The sequence below is a fragment of the Ottowia sp. oral taxon 894 genome, assembly GCF_001262075.1.
Classification (GTDB): Bacteria; Pseudomonadota; Gammaproteobacteria; order Burkholderiales; family Burkholderiaceae_C; genus Ottowia; species Ottowia massiliensis.
On sequence record NZ_CP012073.1, the window covers coordinates 2,610,074 to 2,624,407 of the forward strand.

The window sequence follows — 14,334 nt, forward strand, 5'->3', positions numbered from 1 at the left end:
GATGCGCCTGCGCGGCGTCACGCGCGAATTTCCGGCGGGCGACGGCCCGGTGGCCGTGCTCAAGGATGTGAACCTGACGATTCGCGCGGGCGAGATGGTGGCCATCATCGGCCCATCCGGCTCCGGCAAATCCACGCTGATGAACATCATCGGCTGCCTGGACCAGCCTTCGCACGGCAGCTACCAGGTGCTGGGCCGCGAAACGCGCGCCATGCAGCCGGATGAACTGGCGCGCCTGCGCCGCGAGCATTTCGGCTTTGTCTTTCAGCGCTACCAGCTGCTGACGGGCCTGACGGCGCAAGACAACGTGGAAATTCCCGCCATCTACGCGGGCCTGGGCGCGGCCGCGCGCCGCGCGCGATCGGCCCGCCTGCTGGAGCGCCTGGGGCTGGGCGAGCGCCTGGCGCACAAGCCCGGGCAGCTCTCCGGCGGGCAGCAGCAGCGCGTGTCCATTGCCCGCGCCCTCATGAACGGCGGCAGCGTGGTGCTGGCCGATGAACCCACTGGCGCGCTGGACAGCCACACGGGCGAGCAGGTCATGCAGATTCTTCAGGAACTCAATGCCGCCGGGCACACCATCATCCTCGTCACGCACGATGCCAAGGTGGCCGCCCACGCGCGGCGCGTGATTGAAATTGCCGACGGCCGCATCACCCGCGACAGCGCCGCTGCTGCGCCGCCTGCCGCGCCCGCCAGCGAAGCGCCGCCGCCCAAAGCGGGCCTGGCCGCCTGGCTCATGCGCCTGCGCGAAGCGGCGCGCATGGCCCTGCACGCCATGCTCTCGCACCGCATGCGCACGCTGCTGACCATGCTGGGCATCATCATCGGCATCGTCTCCGTCACCCTGGTCAATGCCATCGGCGAAGGCGCCAAGCAGCAAATCCTCTCGGACATCAGCTCCATCGGCACCAACACCATCTCCATCTTCGCCGGCTCCGGCTTTGGCGACCGGCGCGCCGACGCCATCCGCACCCTCTCGGCTGCCGACGCCGCCGCGCTGGCCGAGCAGCCCTACGCGCACAGCGCCACGCCGCAAGTGCAAACCAGCGTCACCCTGCGCATGGGCAACCAGGAAAAAACCGCCACCGTCAGCGGCGTATCCGCCGAATACTTCAACGTGCGCGGCCTCACCCTGGCCGCCGGCGTGCTGTTTGACGAAAGCAGCGTCAAAAACCTGGCGCTGGACGCCGTGATCGACGACAACACCCGCAAAACGCTCTTTCCGGGCGGCGGCAACCCTTTGGGCCAAATCATCCTGCTGGGCAGCGTGCCCGCACGCATCATTGGCGTCACCGCCAAGGAAAAAAGCAACTTCGGCTTCAACTCCGGCAACACCGTCTGGCTGCCCTACACCAGCGTCATGGGGCGCCTCACCGGCAGCCAGGTGCTGCAAAACATCTCCGTGCGCGTCAAAGACGGCTACACCACCCACTACGCCGAAAAGCAAATCACCGAGCTGCTCACGCGCCGCCACGGCAGCAAAGACTTTTTCACCAGCAACAGCGACACCGTGCGCGAAATGGTCGAAAAAACCACCTTCACCATGCAGGTGTTCATCTCCTCCATTGCCGTCATCGCCCTCGTGGTGGGCGGCATCGGCGTGATGAACATCATGCTGGTGAGCGTGACCGAGCGCACGCCCGAAATCGGCATCCGCATGGCCGTGGGCGCGCGCCAGGCCGACATCCTCCAGCAATTTCTCATCGAAGCCGTCTTCGTCTGCCTGCTGGGCGGCCTGCTGGGCATCGGCCTGGCCTTTGGCCTGGGCTGGGTGCTGGAGCGCCTCTCCAGCGAAGTGCACCTGGTGTTTTCCGCCAACGCCATCGTGCTGGCCGTGGCCTGCTCCACCTTCATCGGCCTGGCCTTTGGCTTCTGGCCCGCCCGCAGCGCCGCGCGCCTGAACCCGATTGACGCGCTCTCGCGGCAATAAGCACTGGGCACAAGATATTTCCGCTCCTCAATCCATAGCATGATGTCCTAGTGGAAACTGCGCTGACCGGCATTTTGGGCCACTCAGATTTGCTCCTGTTTCTGTTGCGGCGCAGGGCAAGGCTTCGCCAAACGGGAAAAGCCGTGAGCAGCCAGCCAAAGAAGCGGCGAAGGCCCGTCTGCGGCTTGCGTTTCGCGGCCCATCCCGGTCCGCTCTTTTGCCCCTCCCGGCCAGATCATGAACAAGTTCCCAGAAGCTGCCCCTGCCGAAACGTCTGAAGACGCCCGCTGGATGCGCCTGGCCCTGCAAGCCGCGCATGAAGCGGCAGCGCGCGGCGAAGTGCCTGTGGGCGCGGTGGTGGTCAAGGACGGGCGCTGCATCGCCGCTGCTGGCAACGCCTGCGTGGGCGCGCATGACCCCAGCGCGCATGCCGAAATCGCTGCCTTGCGCCAGGCCGCGCGCGCGCTGGGCAACTACCGGCTGCAAGGCTGCACGCTGTATGTGACGCTGGAGCCTTGCGCCATGTGCGCCGGGGCCATGCTGCACGCGCGGCTGGCGCGCGTGGTTTTTGGCGCGGCCGACCCCAAAACGGGCGCGGCCGGTTCGCTGCTCAACCTGTTTGCCCAGCCCGCGCTCAACCATCAAACGCAAGTCACTGGCGGCGTGCTGGCGGGCGAATGCGCCGCTGCGCTGCACGGCTTTTTCAGGCCGCGCCGCATCAACGCCGCCCCCTTGCGGCAAGACGCGCTGCGCACGCCGCCCGCGCGCTTTGCCCATCTGCCCGATGACCCCTGGCCGCGCCATGCCGAAAGCGGCTTGCCCGCCCTGGGCGGCTTGCGCCTGAGCTATATGGACGAAGGCCCGCGCGACGCGCCCATCACCTGGCTGTGCCTGCACGGCGCGCCCGCCTGGAGCCACCTGTGGCGGCACATGGCAGCCCAGTGGCTGGCGGCGGGCTGCCGCGTGATCGCGCCTGACTTGATCGGCTTTGGCCGCAGCGACAAGCCCAAGAAAGAAAGCGCCCACACCCTGGCCTGGCACCGGCAAATCCTCATCGAATGGGTGCGCAAGCTGGATGTGCGCCGCGTGGCCCTGGCCCTGCACGGCACGGCCGGCGCGGCGGGCCTGGCGCTGCCCGCCGCCGATCCGCAGCGCTACGCCGCGCTGCTGGCCATCAACACCGGCTTTGCGCCAGCGGCGCAGGCCAGCGGGGCAGGGCAGGGCGCGCCTGCCCGTTTGCCTCTTTCGCGCTTGCCGCGCCCGCCCGCTGACGAGCAAGCCGCTTGCGAAGCCCCTTTCCCTGACAGCGGCCACCGCGCCGCCTTGCGCGCCCTGCCGCGCCTGGCCGATGGCGGGCATGAGCCTGACTTGCGCGCCTTCTGGCAAAACCGTTGGCACGGCGCCAGCCTGCTGATTTGCGGCACGCCCGACCCTTTTTATGGCCCCGCCGCCATGCACGCGCTGCAAGCCGCCGTGCGGGGCGCGCCGCCGCCCTTGCCCCTGCCCGGCGCGGGCCACTTCAGCTGCGCCACGGCAGGGCGCGAAATCGCACAGCTGGCGCTGGCGCGGCTGGCGCAGCCCGCGCAATGGGCAAAAGACTGAACGCGTTTTTCCCGGTTTTCCGGCCGCGCCGCGCAAAAAAAGCTTTGGCGCGCCTGGCGGGCTGTTTTCATTTCCGGCTTGATCAAAGCGCATTGTTTTGATGCGCGACTGACTGGCGCCAGGCGCACAATCTGCGCCTTTTTGCGCCGCCAGCCGCTGGCGGCGCGCTCCCACGCCATGCGCACGCCTGCCATCAATTCCAAAGTCATCGCCACCTTGCCCATCTTCTGCTGCGTGATGCTGGCTTGCGGCTTTGTGTGGGCCGTGCGGCAGCCCGCGTGGACGATGCCGCTGGTGCTGGGCGTGATTGCGGGCGGCCTGGTCGATCTGGACAACGGGCTGACGGGGCGCGTGCAAAACATCGTGCTGACGGCGCTGGCCTTTTCTTTTTCTTCGCTGCTGGTGCAGACGATGCTGGGCACGGGGCTGCCGTTTATCGTGACGATGACGGCGCTCACTTTCCTGTTCACGGTGCTGGGCGCGCTGGGGCTGCGCTACCGCACCATTGCCTTTGGCGCGCTGGCGGTGGCCACTTACACCACGCTGGCCTATGCGCCGCAGACGCCCTGGTTTCTGAATCCGCTGCTGATTTTGTGCGGCACGCTGCTGTACAGCAGCGTCACGCTGTGCCTGCACGTGGTCTTTCCGCACCGGCCCGTGCAAGACAGCATGGCCGCCGCTTTTGCCGAGCTGGGCGGGTATTTCGACGCCAAAGCCGCTTTTTTCGACCCCGACGAGGCCGAGTGGCTGGAAGACGGTCCGCGCCTGGCGCTGGCGCGGCAGAACACGGCGGTGATCAACGCCTTCAACCAGTGCCGCAGCGCCTTGTTCTACCGCATGCGCGGCCAGCACCGGCACCCGCGCACGGCGCGCATGCTGCGGCTGTATTTCATTGCGCAAGACGTGCATGAGCGCATCAGCTCCACCCATGCCGATTACCGCGAGCTGGCCGAGAGCCTGAAAAACACCGATCTCATCTTCCGCATTCACCGCCTGCTGGAATTGCAGGGGCAGGCCTGCCGCGACGTGGCTTCCAGCCTGCGCGCCGACATGCCCTATGCCTACTCCGCGCGCCTGCAACGCGCCATGACGGGCTGCCAGCAGTCGCTGCGCGTGCATGCCCAAAGCCGCCGGGCGGAACAGGGCGATCAGGCGGAGCAGGGCGGTCAGGCCGACCAGCTCCACGCGCTGCAAAGGCTCATGGACAACCTGGCGGGCATTGACTACCAGCTCAGCCACATTGAAAGCGCCGCAGACGCCGCCTTTGGCGAAAACTCCGACAAAACCCGCATCGCCGCCCAGGAGCAAGACGGCCCGCTGCTGCACGCCCTGCGCGCCATGCGCGGCCAGCTGAACATGCGCTCGCCGGTGTTTCGCCACGCCGTGCGGCTGTCGCTGGTGGTGGCCCTCTCGTGCACGGTGGTGGAGCTGCTGCATCTGAATCTGGGCTACTGGATCTTGCTGACGGCCCTGTTCGTGTGCCAGCCCAACTATTCGGCCACGCGCAGCCGGGTGAACCAGCGCATCGGCGGCACCATCGCAGGCGTGCTTGTCGGCTCCGTCGTGCCCTGGTTCACGCCCACGGTGGAAACCAAGCTGGGCATCATCGTGCTCACCACCACGCTGTTTTTCCTGATGCGCAACTACAAATACAGCTGGTCCACTTTCTTCATCACCATCCAGGCGCTCACCAGCCTCTCGCTCATGGGGGTGGACATCTATGCGGCCATGCCCGTGCGCATCATCGACACCATCACCGGCGCAGCCATCGCCTGGGCCGCCGTGCACTTTCTCTGGCCCGACTGGCGCTACCTCAGCCTGCCCGCCAGCGCCAGCGCCTCCATCGCCAGCAACGGCGCGTATCTGGAACGCATCATCAGCCAGCTTGAAAACGGCGTGGACGACGATGTGGCCTATCGCAGCGTGCGCCGCCTGGCGCACGAAAAGGCGGCCGCCTTGAGCAGCGCCATCTCCGACATGAGCAGCCAGCCAGGCCGCCACAGCCCGCAAATGCAGGGCGCGGGGCTGAACCTGCTGAAAACCAGCTACGCGCTCATGGGCTACATCTCCGCCCTGGGCGCTTACCGCAGCCAGATTGCCCAGGAGGCGCGGCAGGAAGCCAGCGCAGCCGGGCAGCCGCCGCAAACGCAGCCCTCGCCCGCCGCGCCTGAAACGCCTGAAGCGGCAGCCGCGCCGCAAGCGCCCGAAGCACCCGAAGCACCCGAAGCGCAAGCCTTCACCCCCCTCTTTTTCGACACCGCCCGCCAAACGGCCCAGCTGCTGCAAGCCCTGCCCGGGCTGGACGACAGCGCCTTTGCCGCCGCCAGCGAGCGCATCCAAAGCGGCGTGCGCGCCTTGCGCGCGCGCGTGCAGGGCCGCCGCCCCAACAGCGTGCTGTGGCAGCAGCTCTCGCTCATCACCCGCCAGCTCGCGCCTTGCCGCCAGATGCTGAAAAGCATGACGCCGCCCAGCGAAGCCGGGCCAACCGCGCCGCTCCAGAAGCCGTAGCGCCCAGCCCGCGAGGCGCAAAGGCGCGCTGGAATGGGCTGGAAATAAGCCGTGCATAGGCCGCCATCGCGTATTTTTGCTCATCTATCCATAGCAATACGTCCTAGTGGAGCATGCGCAGATGGGTATTTCTGGCCCTTTGAATTTGCTCCTGTTTTTGATGCTTCCGGATGGGCGTGAAGGCGCTGCGCCGCCCGCCGGCCGCGCCTGCTTCCGGATGCAGCCGGATAAGCAGGCCGCCGCAGGGCCAAAACGCCGAATCTCAAAACGCCGAATCTGTTTCGCAGGCAGGCTGAAGCAGGCCCTGGACAAAGCCTTGCAAAGCCTCACGCCGCCGCCAGCAGCTTTTGCGTGTAGGGATGCTGCGGCTTTTCAAGCACTTGCAGGGCGGGGCCGGTTTCCACGGCCTGCCCGTCCTTGAGCACCAGCACGTCATGCGCCAGGGCGCGCACCACGTCCACGTCGTGCGTGATGAGCAGATAGGCCAGGCGGCGCTCGCGCTGGAGCTTTTGCAGCAGCGCGATGACTTGTTTTTGCACCGTCACATCCAGCGCGCTGGTGGGTTCGTCCAGCACCAGCAGCTGCGGCTCCACGATGAGCGCGCGCGCCAGGGCGATGCGCTGGCGCTGCCCGCCCGAAAACTCGTGCGGATAGCGGCCCAGCAAATGCGCAAAGCGGCTGGCGCGGCTGGCGCTGTCTGGCGTGGCTTGAGCGGCTTGCGGGCCGCTTTCCTCTTTGCCGTCCAGCCCGCCTTCTTGCCCGCCTTCGTGCAAGCCGACATCGGCCAGCGCCTGCCGCACGCGCGCGGCGCGCTCGGCAGCGCTCAAGTGGGGGGCATGCACCAGCAGGCCCTCGCCCACGATTTCTTCCACGGTCATGCGCGGCGAAAGGGAAGAGAACGGGTCTTGAAACACCACTTGCGCCACGCGGCGCAGCGGCCTGTCGGCGCGGGTGCGGCGCTGCCACGGGCGGCCCGCCACGCGCAGCTCGCCCGTGAAAGGCAGCAGGCCCAGCGCCGCTTGCGCCAGGGTGGATTTGCCGGAGCCTGACTCGCCAATCACCCCCAGCGTGCGCCCCGCCGGCAGGCAAAAACTGGCGTCATGCACGGCCACGAACTGCCCTTTTTTGAACCAGCCGCGCAGGCCCGGCAGCGGCGCGGGGTAAGTCACGCGCACGTGCTGCGCGGCCAGCGCGGGGGCTTGCGCCGCGTCGCCAGCGGGCGATTCATCGACATCGCGCACGGGGCGGCTGGCCAGCAGTTTTTGCGTGTAAGGGTGCTGCGGGGCGGCAAACAGAGCGGCGGCGCTGCCTTGCTCCACCAGGCGGCCTTGCTGCATGACGGCCACGCGGTCGGCAAAGCGGCGCACCAGGTTCAGGTCGTGCGTGATCATCAGCACGGCCATGCCGTTTTCGCGCCGCAGGCTCTCCAGCAAATCCAGAATTTGCCCGCGCAGGCTCACATCCAGCGCCGTGGTCGGCTCATCGGCCAGCAAAAGGCGCGGCTGGCAGGCCAGCGCCATCGCAATCATGGCGCGCTGGCGCTGCCCGCCCGAGAGCTGATGCGCGAAAGCGCGCGCGCGCCGCTGCGGCTCGGCAATGCCCGTTTTCGCCAGCAGCTCAACCGCCTCTTGCGCCGCGCGGCCAGCGGACAGGCCGCGCTTGAGGCGCAGGGCCTCGGCCACTTGCGCGCCGATGGTCATCAGCGGATTGAGCGCCGTCATCGGCTCCTGAAAAATCATGGCGATGTCATCGCCGCGCAGCGCGCGCATTTGCCGCTCGGGCAGCGCCAGCAGGTCGCGCGCCTGCCCGTCGCGCCCGGCAAACAGCGCCCGCCCCTGCAAGGCCGCGCCATCGAGCAGCCGCAGCAGGCTGAGCGCCGTCAGCGTTTTGCCAGAGCCTGACTCGCCCACCAGCGCCAGCTTTTCCCCCGGCGCAAGAGCAAACGAAACCCCTTGCACCACGGGTTTGGCGCCAAAGCGGATGCACAAGTGCTGCACGTCAAGCAGAGGCAGGCGGGAAGAAGCGGAATTCATGAACGCGGCAATGAGTGTGAATGGGGCGCGCAGGGCATGCGCAAAGCCACACGCGCAAGCCAGCGCCGCACGCCGTGGAATGCCTCAGATGGTAAGTGCAGCATATTGCTTCTGAAAAAATAGCATGAGGTCCTAGAGATACGGGCGCAGGCGCCGTTTTTTACCCCTTGAATTCGCTCCTGTTTTTGATATTTCCAGACTGGCGAAGCAGGCCCAAGGCGCGGCCCAGCTGCACGGAGAGCCTGCTGCGCTCCGCCCTCGCGCCTTTCAGCGCCCGGCCAGCGCCTGCTGGAGCACGGCGATGTGGCTGTGGGCAGGGTCTTTGGCGGCGGTGAGCAAAGTCAGGGGCCGGGGCAGCGCGCGCAGGCGCTCCAGGGCGGCCTGGGCAGCGGGGGCAGCCAGTTCCTGGCGGAAGCGCTGGCAGAACTCGTCGAAGCGCCCTTCGGGGTCTTCATGAAACCAGTGGCGCAGTTCGGTGCTGGGGGTGGCGTCTTTTTCCCAGGCCACGCCTTGCAGGGCGGCCTTGCTGATGCCGCGCGGCCACAGGCGGTCAAGCAGCACGGCGCTTTTGTGCGGGGCGTGCACGTAGTCGTAGATGCGCTCGGCAGGAAAGTTGGCAGGGGCGCTCATGTCGGTGCTCCGTTCATGTGGTTTTGGAAGGGGCAGGGGTTTTGTCCGGCCAGTCGCACAGGTGGGCCACGGCGCATTCCCAGCAGCGGGGCTTGCGCGCCTGGCACACGTAGCGGCCATGCAGGATGAGCCAGTGGTGCGCGTGCAGCAGGTAATGCGGCGGCACGCGTTCCAGCAGTTTTTGTTCCACGGCCAGCGGCGTTTTGCCGGGGGCCAGGCCCGTGCGGTTGCTCACGCGGAAGATGTGCGTGTCCACGGCCATCGTCGGCTCGCCAAAGGCGACGTTGAGCACCACATTGGCCGTTTTGCGGCCCACGCCGGGCAGCGCCTCCAGCGCGGCGCGCGTGCGCGGCACCTGGCCGCCGTGCTCATCCACGAGGATGCGGCAGGTTTGCAGCAGGTGGCGGGCCTTGCTGTGATACAGGCCAATGGTTTTGATGGCCGCTTCCAGCCGCTCCAGCCCCAGGTCGAGCATTTGCTGCGGCGTGCGCGCCAGCGGAAAAAGAATGCGCGTGGCCTTGTTCACGCCCGCGTCGGTGGCCTGCGCCGATAGCAGCACGGCAACCAGCAGCTCAAAGGCGCTGCCGTATTCCAGCTCCGTTTCGGGGTGCGGATTGGCCGCTTGCAAGATGGCGAAAAAGCGCTCGATTTGCGCGGGCGTCATGGCGGAAAAAGCCTTGCGGCAGCGAACGCCAATTAACGCAGGCCCTGGCCGCTGGCCGTGTCGTCGGCGCGCTCGATCAGCTCGATCTTGTAGCCGTCCGGGTCGCTCACGAAGGCGATGACGGTGCTGCCGCCCATCACGGGGCCGGCCTCGCGCGTGACGCAGCCGCCAGCGGCGCGGATTTTTTCGCAGGCCGCGCGGGCGTCGGGCACGCCAATGGCGATGTGGCCGTAGGCCGTGCCCATTTCATATTGGGTCTGGCCCCAGTTGTAGGTCAGCTCGATTTCGGCCTGGCCGGGGTTGCCGCCTTCGTAGCCCAGAAAGGCCAGCGTGTAGCGGTATTCGGGGTTCTCGGAGCGGCGCAGCAGCGTCATGCCGAGCACCTCGGTATAGAAGCGGATGGAGCGGTCCAGATCGCCCACGCGGAGCATGGTGTGAAGAAGGCGCATTGAAAAAGTCTGTCGTGGGTTGATGAAGAAAAGAAAAAGCGCGCTTTGAAGCAGGTTCCTAGTCCACCCGCGCGCCCGAGAGCTTGACGATGCCCTGATAGCGGCCGCGCTCGCGCTCGGCCAGCTCGCCGAACTGCTCTGGCGTGGTGGGCAGCGGCTCGGCCCAGATGGCGGCAAAGCGCTGCTGCGCCTGCGGGCTGGCCAGCGCCTTGCCAAAAGCCGACGAGAGCTTTTGCAGCACCGGCGCGGGCGTGCCCGCCGGGGCCACCAGACCCCACCAGGTGTCAATCTCAAAGCCCTTGAGCGTGTCGGCCAGCGGCGGCACGCCCGGCAGCATGGGGCTGGGGCTTGCGCTGGTCACGGCCAGCGCCACGAGCTTGCCGCTTTTGATGTTGGGCGCGGCGCTGGCCAGGTTGTCAATGTTGAAGTCCACCTGCCCGCCCAGCAGCGCCAGCTGCGCGGGATTGGCGCCGTTGAAGGGAATGTGCGTGGCCTCGATGCCCGCCTGCTGCTTGAACAGCTCGCCCGCCAGATGCCCCGCGCTGCCGTTGCCGCCGGAGCCGTAGTTGAGCTGGCCGGGGTTTTCGCGGGCATGGGCGATCAGATCGGCCACGCTGGCAATCTTCAGCCGCCGGGCGGCCTCGGCATTCATCACCAGCACATTGGGCACACGGGCCACGGCGGTGACGGGAGCGAAGTCTCTGGCCGCGTCATACGGCATCTTGCGAAACAGCCAGGGGTTGATGGCCAGCGTGGCCACCGCCGCCACGCCCAGCGTGCGCCCGTCGGGCACAGCCTTGGCCACGGCGGCCATACCAATATTGCCGCCCGCGCCCGGCTTGTTGTCCACCACCACCGTGCCCAGCTCGCCTTGCACGCGCTCGGCCAGCACCCGCGCCGTTGCGTCCAGCGGCCCGCCAGGCGGATACGGCACCACGATGCGCAGCGGCGCGGTCTCCTGTGCCCAGGCGGCAGGCGCGGCCCAGGTCGCCGCCAGCGCGAGGGCGGACAGCAGCAAGCAACGGCGTGCGGTCATGTTTCAGTCTCCTGACAAAAATGGCAACGCGGCATTGTCCTTCATGCCTTCTGCCCGCCAGACAGCATCGGAAACAGGAGCAGATTTTTGGGGTATGAAATGCCGTCCAGAACAGGTTCCGCCAAGACGTCACGCTATGTATTTAGGGGCTAAATAGCCGCCTCGAATGGCCTGGCGCACTCAATGCGAAATACGGCTTCGCGCGTTCAGACCGGCCATTCACCGGCTTCGCCTGGGCCGCCCTGATTGCGGCCCGCCATTTCCTCTCCTCGCAGCCAGGCGCCGGACAGGCGCTCAGGAATAATCCCGCCTTTTTCGCACTCGCTCAACCATAGGGGAAAACCATATGCAAGCCATCCAGGTCGGCCTTCTGGGCATCGGCACCGTGGGCAGCGGCACTTTCAACGTGCTGCGCCGCAATCAGGAAGAAATCAAGCGCCGCGCCGGGCGGGGCATTGAAATCGTCATGGTGGCCGATCTGGACACCCAGCGCGCCCGCCAGATCGTGGGGCCTGACGTGCAGGTCGTGGCCGACGCGCGCGAGGTCATCGCCAACCCGGACATCGAAATCGTCGTGGAACTGATTGGCGGCTATGGCGTGGCGCGCACGCTGGTGCTGGAAGCCATTGCGGCGGGCAAGCACGTGGTCACGGCCAACAAGGCGCTGCTGGCCGTGCACGGCACGGAAATTTTCGAAGCGGCGCAGAAAAAAGGCGTGATGGTCGCCTTCGAGGCCGCCGTGGCGGGCGGCATTCCCATCATCAAGGCGCTGCGCGAGGGGCTGACGGCCAACCGCATCCAGTGGCTGGCGGGCATCATCAACGGCACCACCAACTTCATCCTCAGCGAGATGCGCGACAAGGGGCTGGACTTTGACGTGGCGCTCAAAGAGGCGCAGCGCCTGGGCTACGCCGAAGCCGACCCCACCTTCGACATCGAAGGCATCGACGCCGCGCACAAGGCCACGCTGATGAGCGCCATTGCCTTCGGCATTCCCGTGCAGTTCGACCGCGCCTACGTGGAAGGCATCACGCAGCTGGCCGCCGCCGACATCCAATACGCCGAGCAGCTGGGCTACCGTATCAAGCTGCTGGGCATGAGCAAACGGCGCGAAGGCGAAGGCGTGGAGCTGCGCGTGCACCCCACGCTCATTCCCGCCCGGCGGCTGATTGCCAATGTGGAAGGCGCGATGAACGCCGTGCTTGTGCAAGGCGACGCCGTGGGCGCCACGCTGCACTACGGCAAAGGCGCGGGCAGCGAGCCGACGGCCAGCGCCGTCATCGCCGACCTGGTGGACGTGACCCGCCTGGCCACCAGCGACCCGCAGCACCGCGTGCCGCACCTGGCCTTCCAGCCCGGCGCGCTGCGCCACGTGCAAGTGCTGCCCATCGAACAAGTCATCACCAGCTACTACCTGCGCCTGCGCGTGAAAGACGAGACGGGCGTGCTCGCGCAAGTCACCCGCATCCTGGCCGACGCCGGCATCAGCATCAACGCCGTGCTCCAGCGCGGCACAGGCAGCGCCGCGCAAAACGCGCACGAAACCGACCTCATCATCCTCACGCACAACGCCCTGGAAGGCAGCATGAACGCCGCACTGGCGCGCCTGCAACAACTGCCCGCCGTGCTCGCGCCCATCGTGCGCATCCGCAAGGAAGAGCTGGCTTGACGCCCAAAGGCAAAGCTCGGCCAAGGCCAGCAAAGGCCCGCCAGCCATGAATGAACAAGCAACCAGAAAGCCGGCTCCCATGAACTACCTCTCCACCCGTGGCGATGCCACTGCCCGCAAGTTCTGCGACATCCTGCTGGAGGGCCTGGCGCCCGATGGCGGGCTGTATCTGCCGCAGCATTACCCGCAGCTGGACGCTGCCGCTCTGGCCCGCCTGCGCCAGGTGTGGCGCGATGAAGGCTATGCCGCGCTGGCGTTTGAAATCCTCTCGCTCTACATCGACGACATCCCCGCCGACGACCTGCGGCAGCTGTGCGCCAAAACCTACACGCCCGCAGTGTTTGGCACGCGCGCCATCACGCCGCTCAAAAAGCTGGAAGAAGGCTTTTATCTCGAAGCCCTGTCCAATGGCCCCACGCTCGCGTTCAAAGACATGGCCATGCAGCTGCTGGGCAACTTGTTTGAATACGAGCTGGCGCGCAAAAACGGCGGCCAGGGCGCGCAACTCAACATCCTGGGCGCCACCAGCGGCGACACCGGCAGCGCCGCCGAATACGCCATGCGCGGCAAGCGCGGCATCCGCGTGTTCATGCTCAGCCCGCACGGGCGCATGAGCGCCTTCCAGCAGGCGCAAATGTTCAGCCTGCAAGACGCCAACATCCACAACATCGCCATCGAAGGCGTGTTTGACGACTGCCAGGACATCGTCAAGGCCGTCAGCGCCGATCTGCCCTTCAAGCGCCGCTACAGCATCGGCACCGTCAACAGCATCAACTGGGCGCGGCTGCTGGCGCAAGTGGTCTATTACTTCGCCGGCTGGATGCAGGCCACGCAAAGCGAAGCGCAAACCGTCGATTTCACCGTGCCCAGCGGCAACTTCGGCAACATCTGCGCGGGCCACGTGGCGCGCATGATGGGGCTGCCCATCCGCCGCCTCATCGTCGCCACCAATGAAAACGACGTGCTCGATGAATTCTTCCGCACGGGCCTGTACCGCGTGCGCGGCAGCGCCGAAACGTTTGAAACCAGCAGCCCCAGCATGGACATCAGCAAGGCCAGCAACTTCGAGCGCTTCGTGTTCGACCTGCTGGGCCGCGACGCCGCTGCCACCCGCGCCCTCTTCGGCCAAACGCTGGCGCAACAAGGCCAGTTTGATTTGAGCCGCCACCCGCGCTTTGCCGCCGCGCGCGAACAATTCGGCTTTGCCAGCGGCAAAAGCACCCATGCCGACCGTCTGGCCACCATCCGCAGCGTGCACGGGCAGTACGGCGTGCTGGTGGACACCCACACCGCCGACGGCGTGAAAGTGGCCCGCCAATTTGCGCAAAAAGACACGCCCATGATCGTGCTGGAAACGGCGCTGCCCATCAAATTTGCCGCCACCATCCGCGAAGCCCTGGGCCGCGACCCGGATCGCCCCGCCGCCTTCAACGGCATCGAAAACCTGCCCCGCCGCGTGCGCGTCATGCCAGCGGACGCGCAAGCCATCAAAGCCTTCATCGCGCAGCAATGCGCGTAAGCGCGAACCCGGCGCGCCTTGAAAGCAAAACAGCCCAATCCCGGGAACTGGCTTGATAAACGGGCGGCAAGCCATGAAAAACCGGGATAGGGAGAAAGAATAAAAGCCAAAAAATAGCCCTTGTTCTGGAATCTGCCGGTTTTGCAGGGATGATCGAGAGCAACCGATTCCGGAATGGGCCATGTTGATGAAACCATTTTCAACTGCACGGAAACAAGGAAAGGTTGCCGAAATGACGGTCAAAAATTTCCTGTTGTTCTTGTGAAGTGGAATTTTCGCTGCGTAAATTAATTT

10 protein-coding genes are annotated in these 14,334 nt (G+C 66.4%); 5 read left to right on the plus strand and 5 right to left on the minus strand.

The genetic code is table 11. The features are described 5' to 3' along the window. Position 1 precedes the first annotated feature (1 nt). The 3 genes from ADJ79_RS11510 to yccS all read left to right on the plus strand — a co-directional run bounded on the left by ADJ79_RS11510 (position 2) and on the right by yccS (position 6,040). On the plus strand, positions 2-1,930 hold the full coding sequence (locus ADJ79_RS11510; protein WP_050716594.1) for a MacB family efflux pump subunit: 1,929 nt from the start codon (positions 2-4) through the stop codon (positions 1,928-1,930). 237 nt (positions 1,931-2,167) lie between these two features. Continuing rightward, positions 2,168-3,532, plus strand: coding sequence for a tRNA adenosine(34) deaminase TadA (tadA, locus tag ADJ79_RS11515; RefSeq protein ID WP_050716087.1), 1,365 nt, complete (start codon positions 2,168-2,170; stop codon positions 3,530-3,532). 177 nt (positions 3,533-3,709) lie between these two features. Further along, positions 3,710-6,040: a YccS family putative transporter gene (gene yccS, locus ADJ79_RS11520; protein WP_050716595.1), complete on the plus strand. Its 2,331-nt coding sequence runs from the start codon at positions 3,710-3,712 to the stop codon at positions 6,038-6,040. Positions 6,041-6,366: 326 nt separating this feature from the next. On the opposite strand, the gene ADJ79_RS11525 is transcribed toward yccS, so the two are convergent. From ADJ79_RS11525 to ADJ79_RS11545, 5 genes are all read right to left on the minus strand, one after another. Then, a complete protein-coding gene (locus tag ADJ79_RS11525; RefSeq protein WP_050716088.1) occupies positions 6,367-8,073 on the minus strand; it encodes an ABC transporter ATP-binding protein in 1,707 nt (568 codons plus the stop codon). A gap of 267 nt (positions 8,074-8,340) precedes the next feature. After that, positions 8,341-8,703 carry a DUF488 domain-containing protein gene (locus tag ADJ79_RS11530; RefSeq protein ID WP_050716089.1) on the minus strand — a complete coding sequence of 121 codons (363 nt, stop codon included), beginning with the start codon at positions 8,701-8,703 and terminating at the stop codon, positions 8,341-8,343. 13 nt (positions 8,704-8,716) lie between these two features. Continuing rightward, complete coding sequence (nth, locus tag ADJ79_RS11535; protein WP_050716090.1) at positions 8,717-9,367, minus strand: endonuclease III; 651 nt, start codon at positions 9,365-9,367, stop codon at positions 8,717-8,719. 32 nt (positions 9,368-9,399) lie between these two features. Then, complete coding sequence (gene gloA / locus ADJ79_RS11540) at positions 9,400-9,816, minus strand: lactoylglutathione lyase (RefSeq protein ID WP_050716091.1); 417 nt, start codon at positions 9,814-9,816, stop codon at positions 9,400-9,402. A gap of 58 nt (positions 9,817-9,874) precedes the next feature. After that, positions 9,875-10,852 (minus strand): tripartite tricarboxylate transporter substrate binding protein, encoded by a 978-nt coding sequence (locus ADJ79_RS11545; RefSeq protein ID WP_050716092.1) that lies wholly within the window; start codon positions 10,850-10,852, stop codon positions 9,875-9,877. Positions 10,853-11,198: 346 nt separating this feature from the next. Here ADJ79_RS11545 and ADJ79_RS11550 point away from each other — a divergent pair, with 346 nt between their 5' ends. Both ADJ79_RS11550 and thrC read left to right on the plus strand, forming a co-directional pair. After that, positions 11,199-12,521 (plus strand): homoserine dehydrogenase, encoded by a 1,323-nt coding sequence (locus tag ADJ79_RS11550; protein ID WP_050716093.1) that lies wholly within the window; start codon positions 11,199-11,201, stop codon positions 12,519-12,521. Between the two features lie 79 nt (positions 12,522-12,600). Further along, positions 12,601-14,040, plus strand: a complete 1,440-nt coding sequence (thrC, locus tag ADJ79_RS11555) for a threonine synthase (protein ID WP_050716094.1) — start codon at positions 12,601-12,603, stop codon at positions 14,038-14,040. Positions 14,041-14,334: the final 294 nt, after the last annotated feature.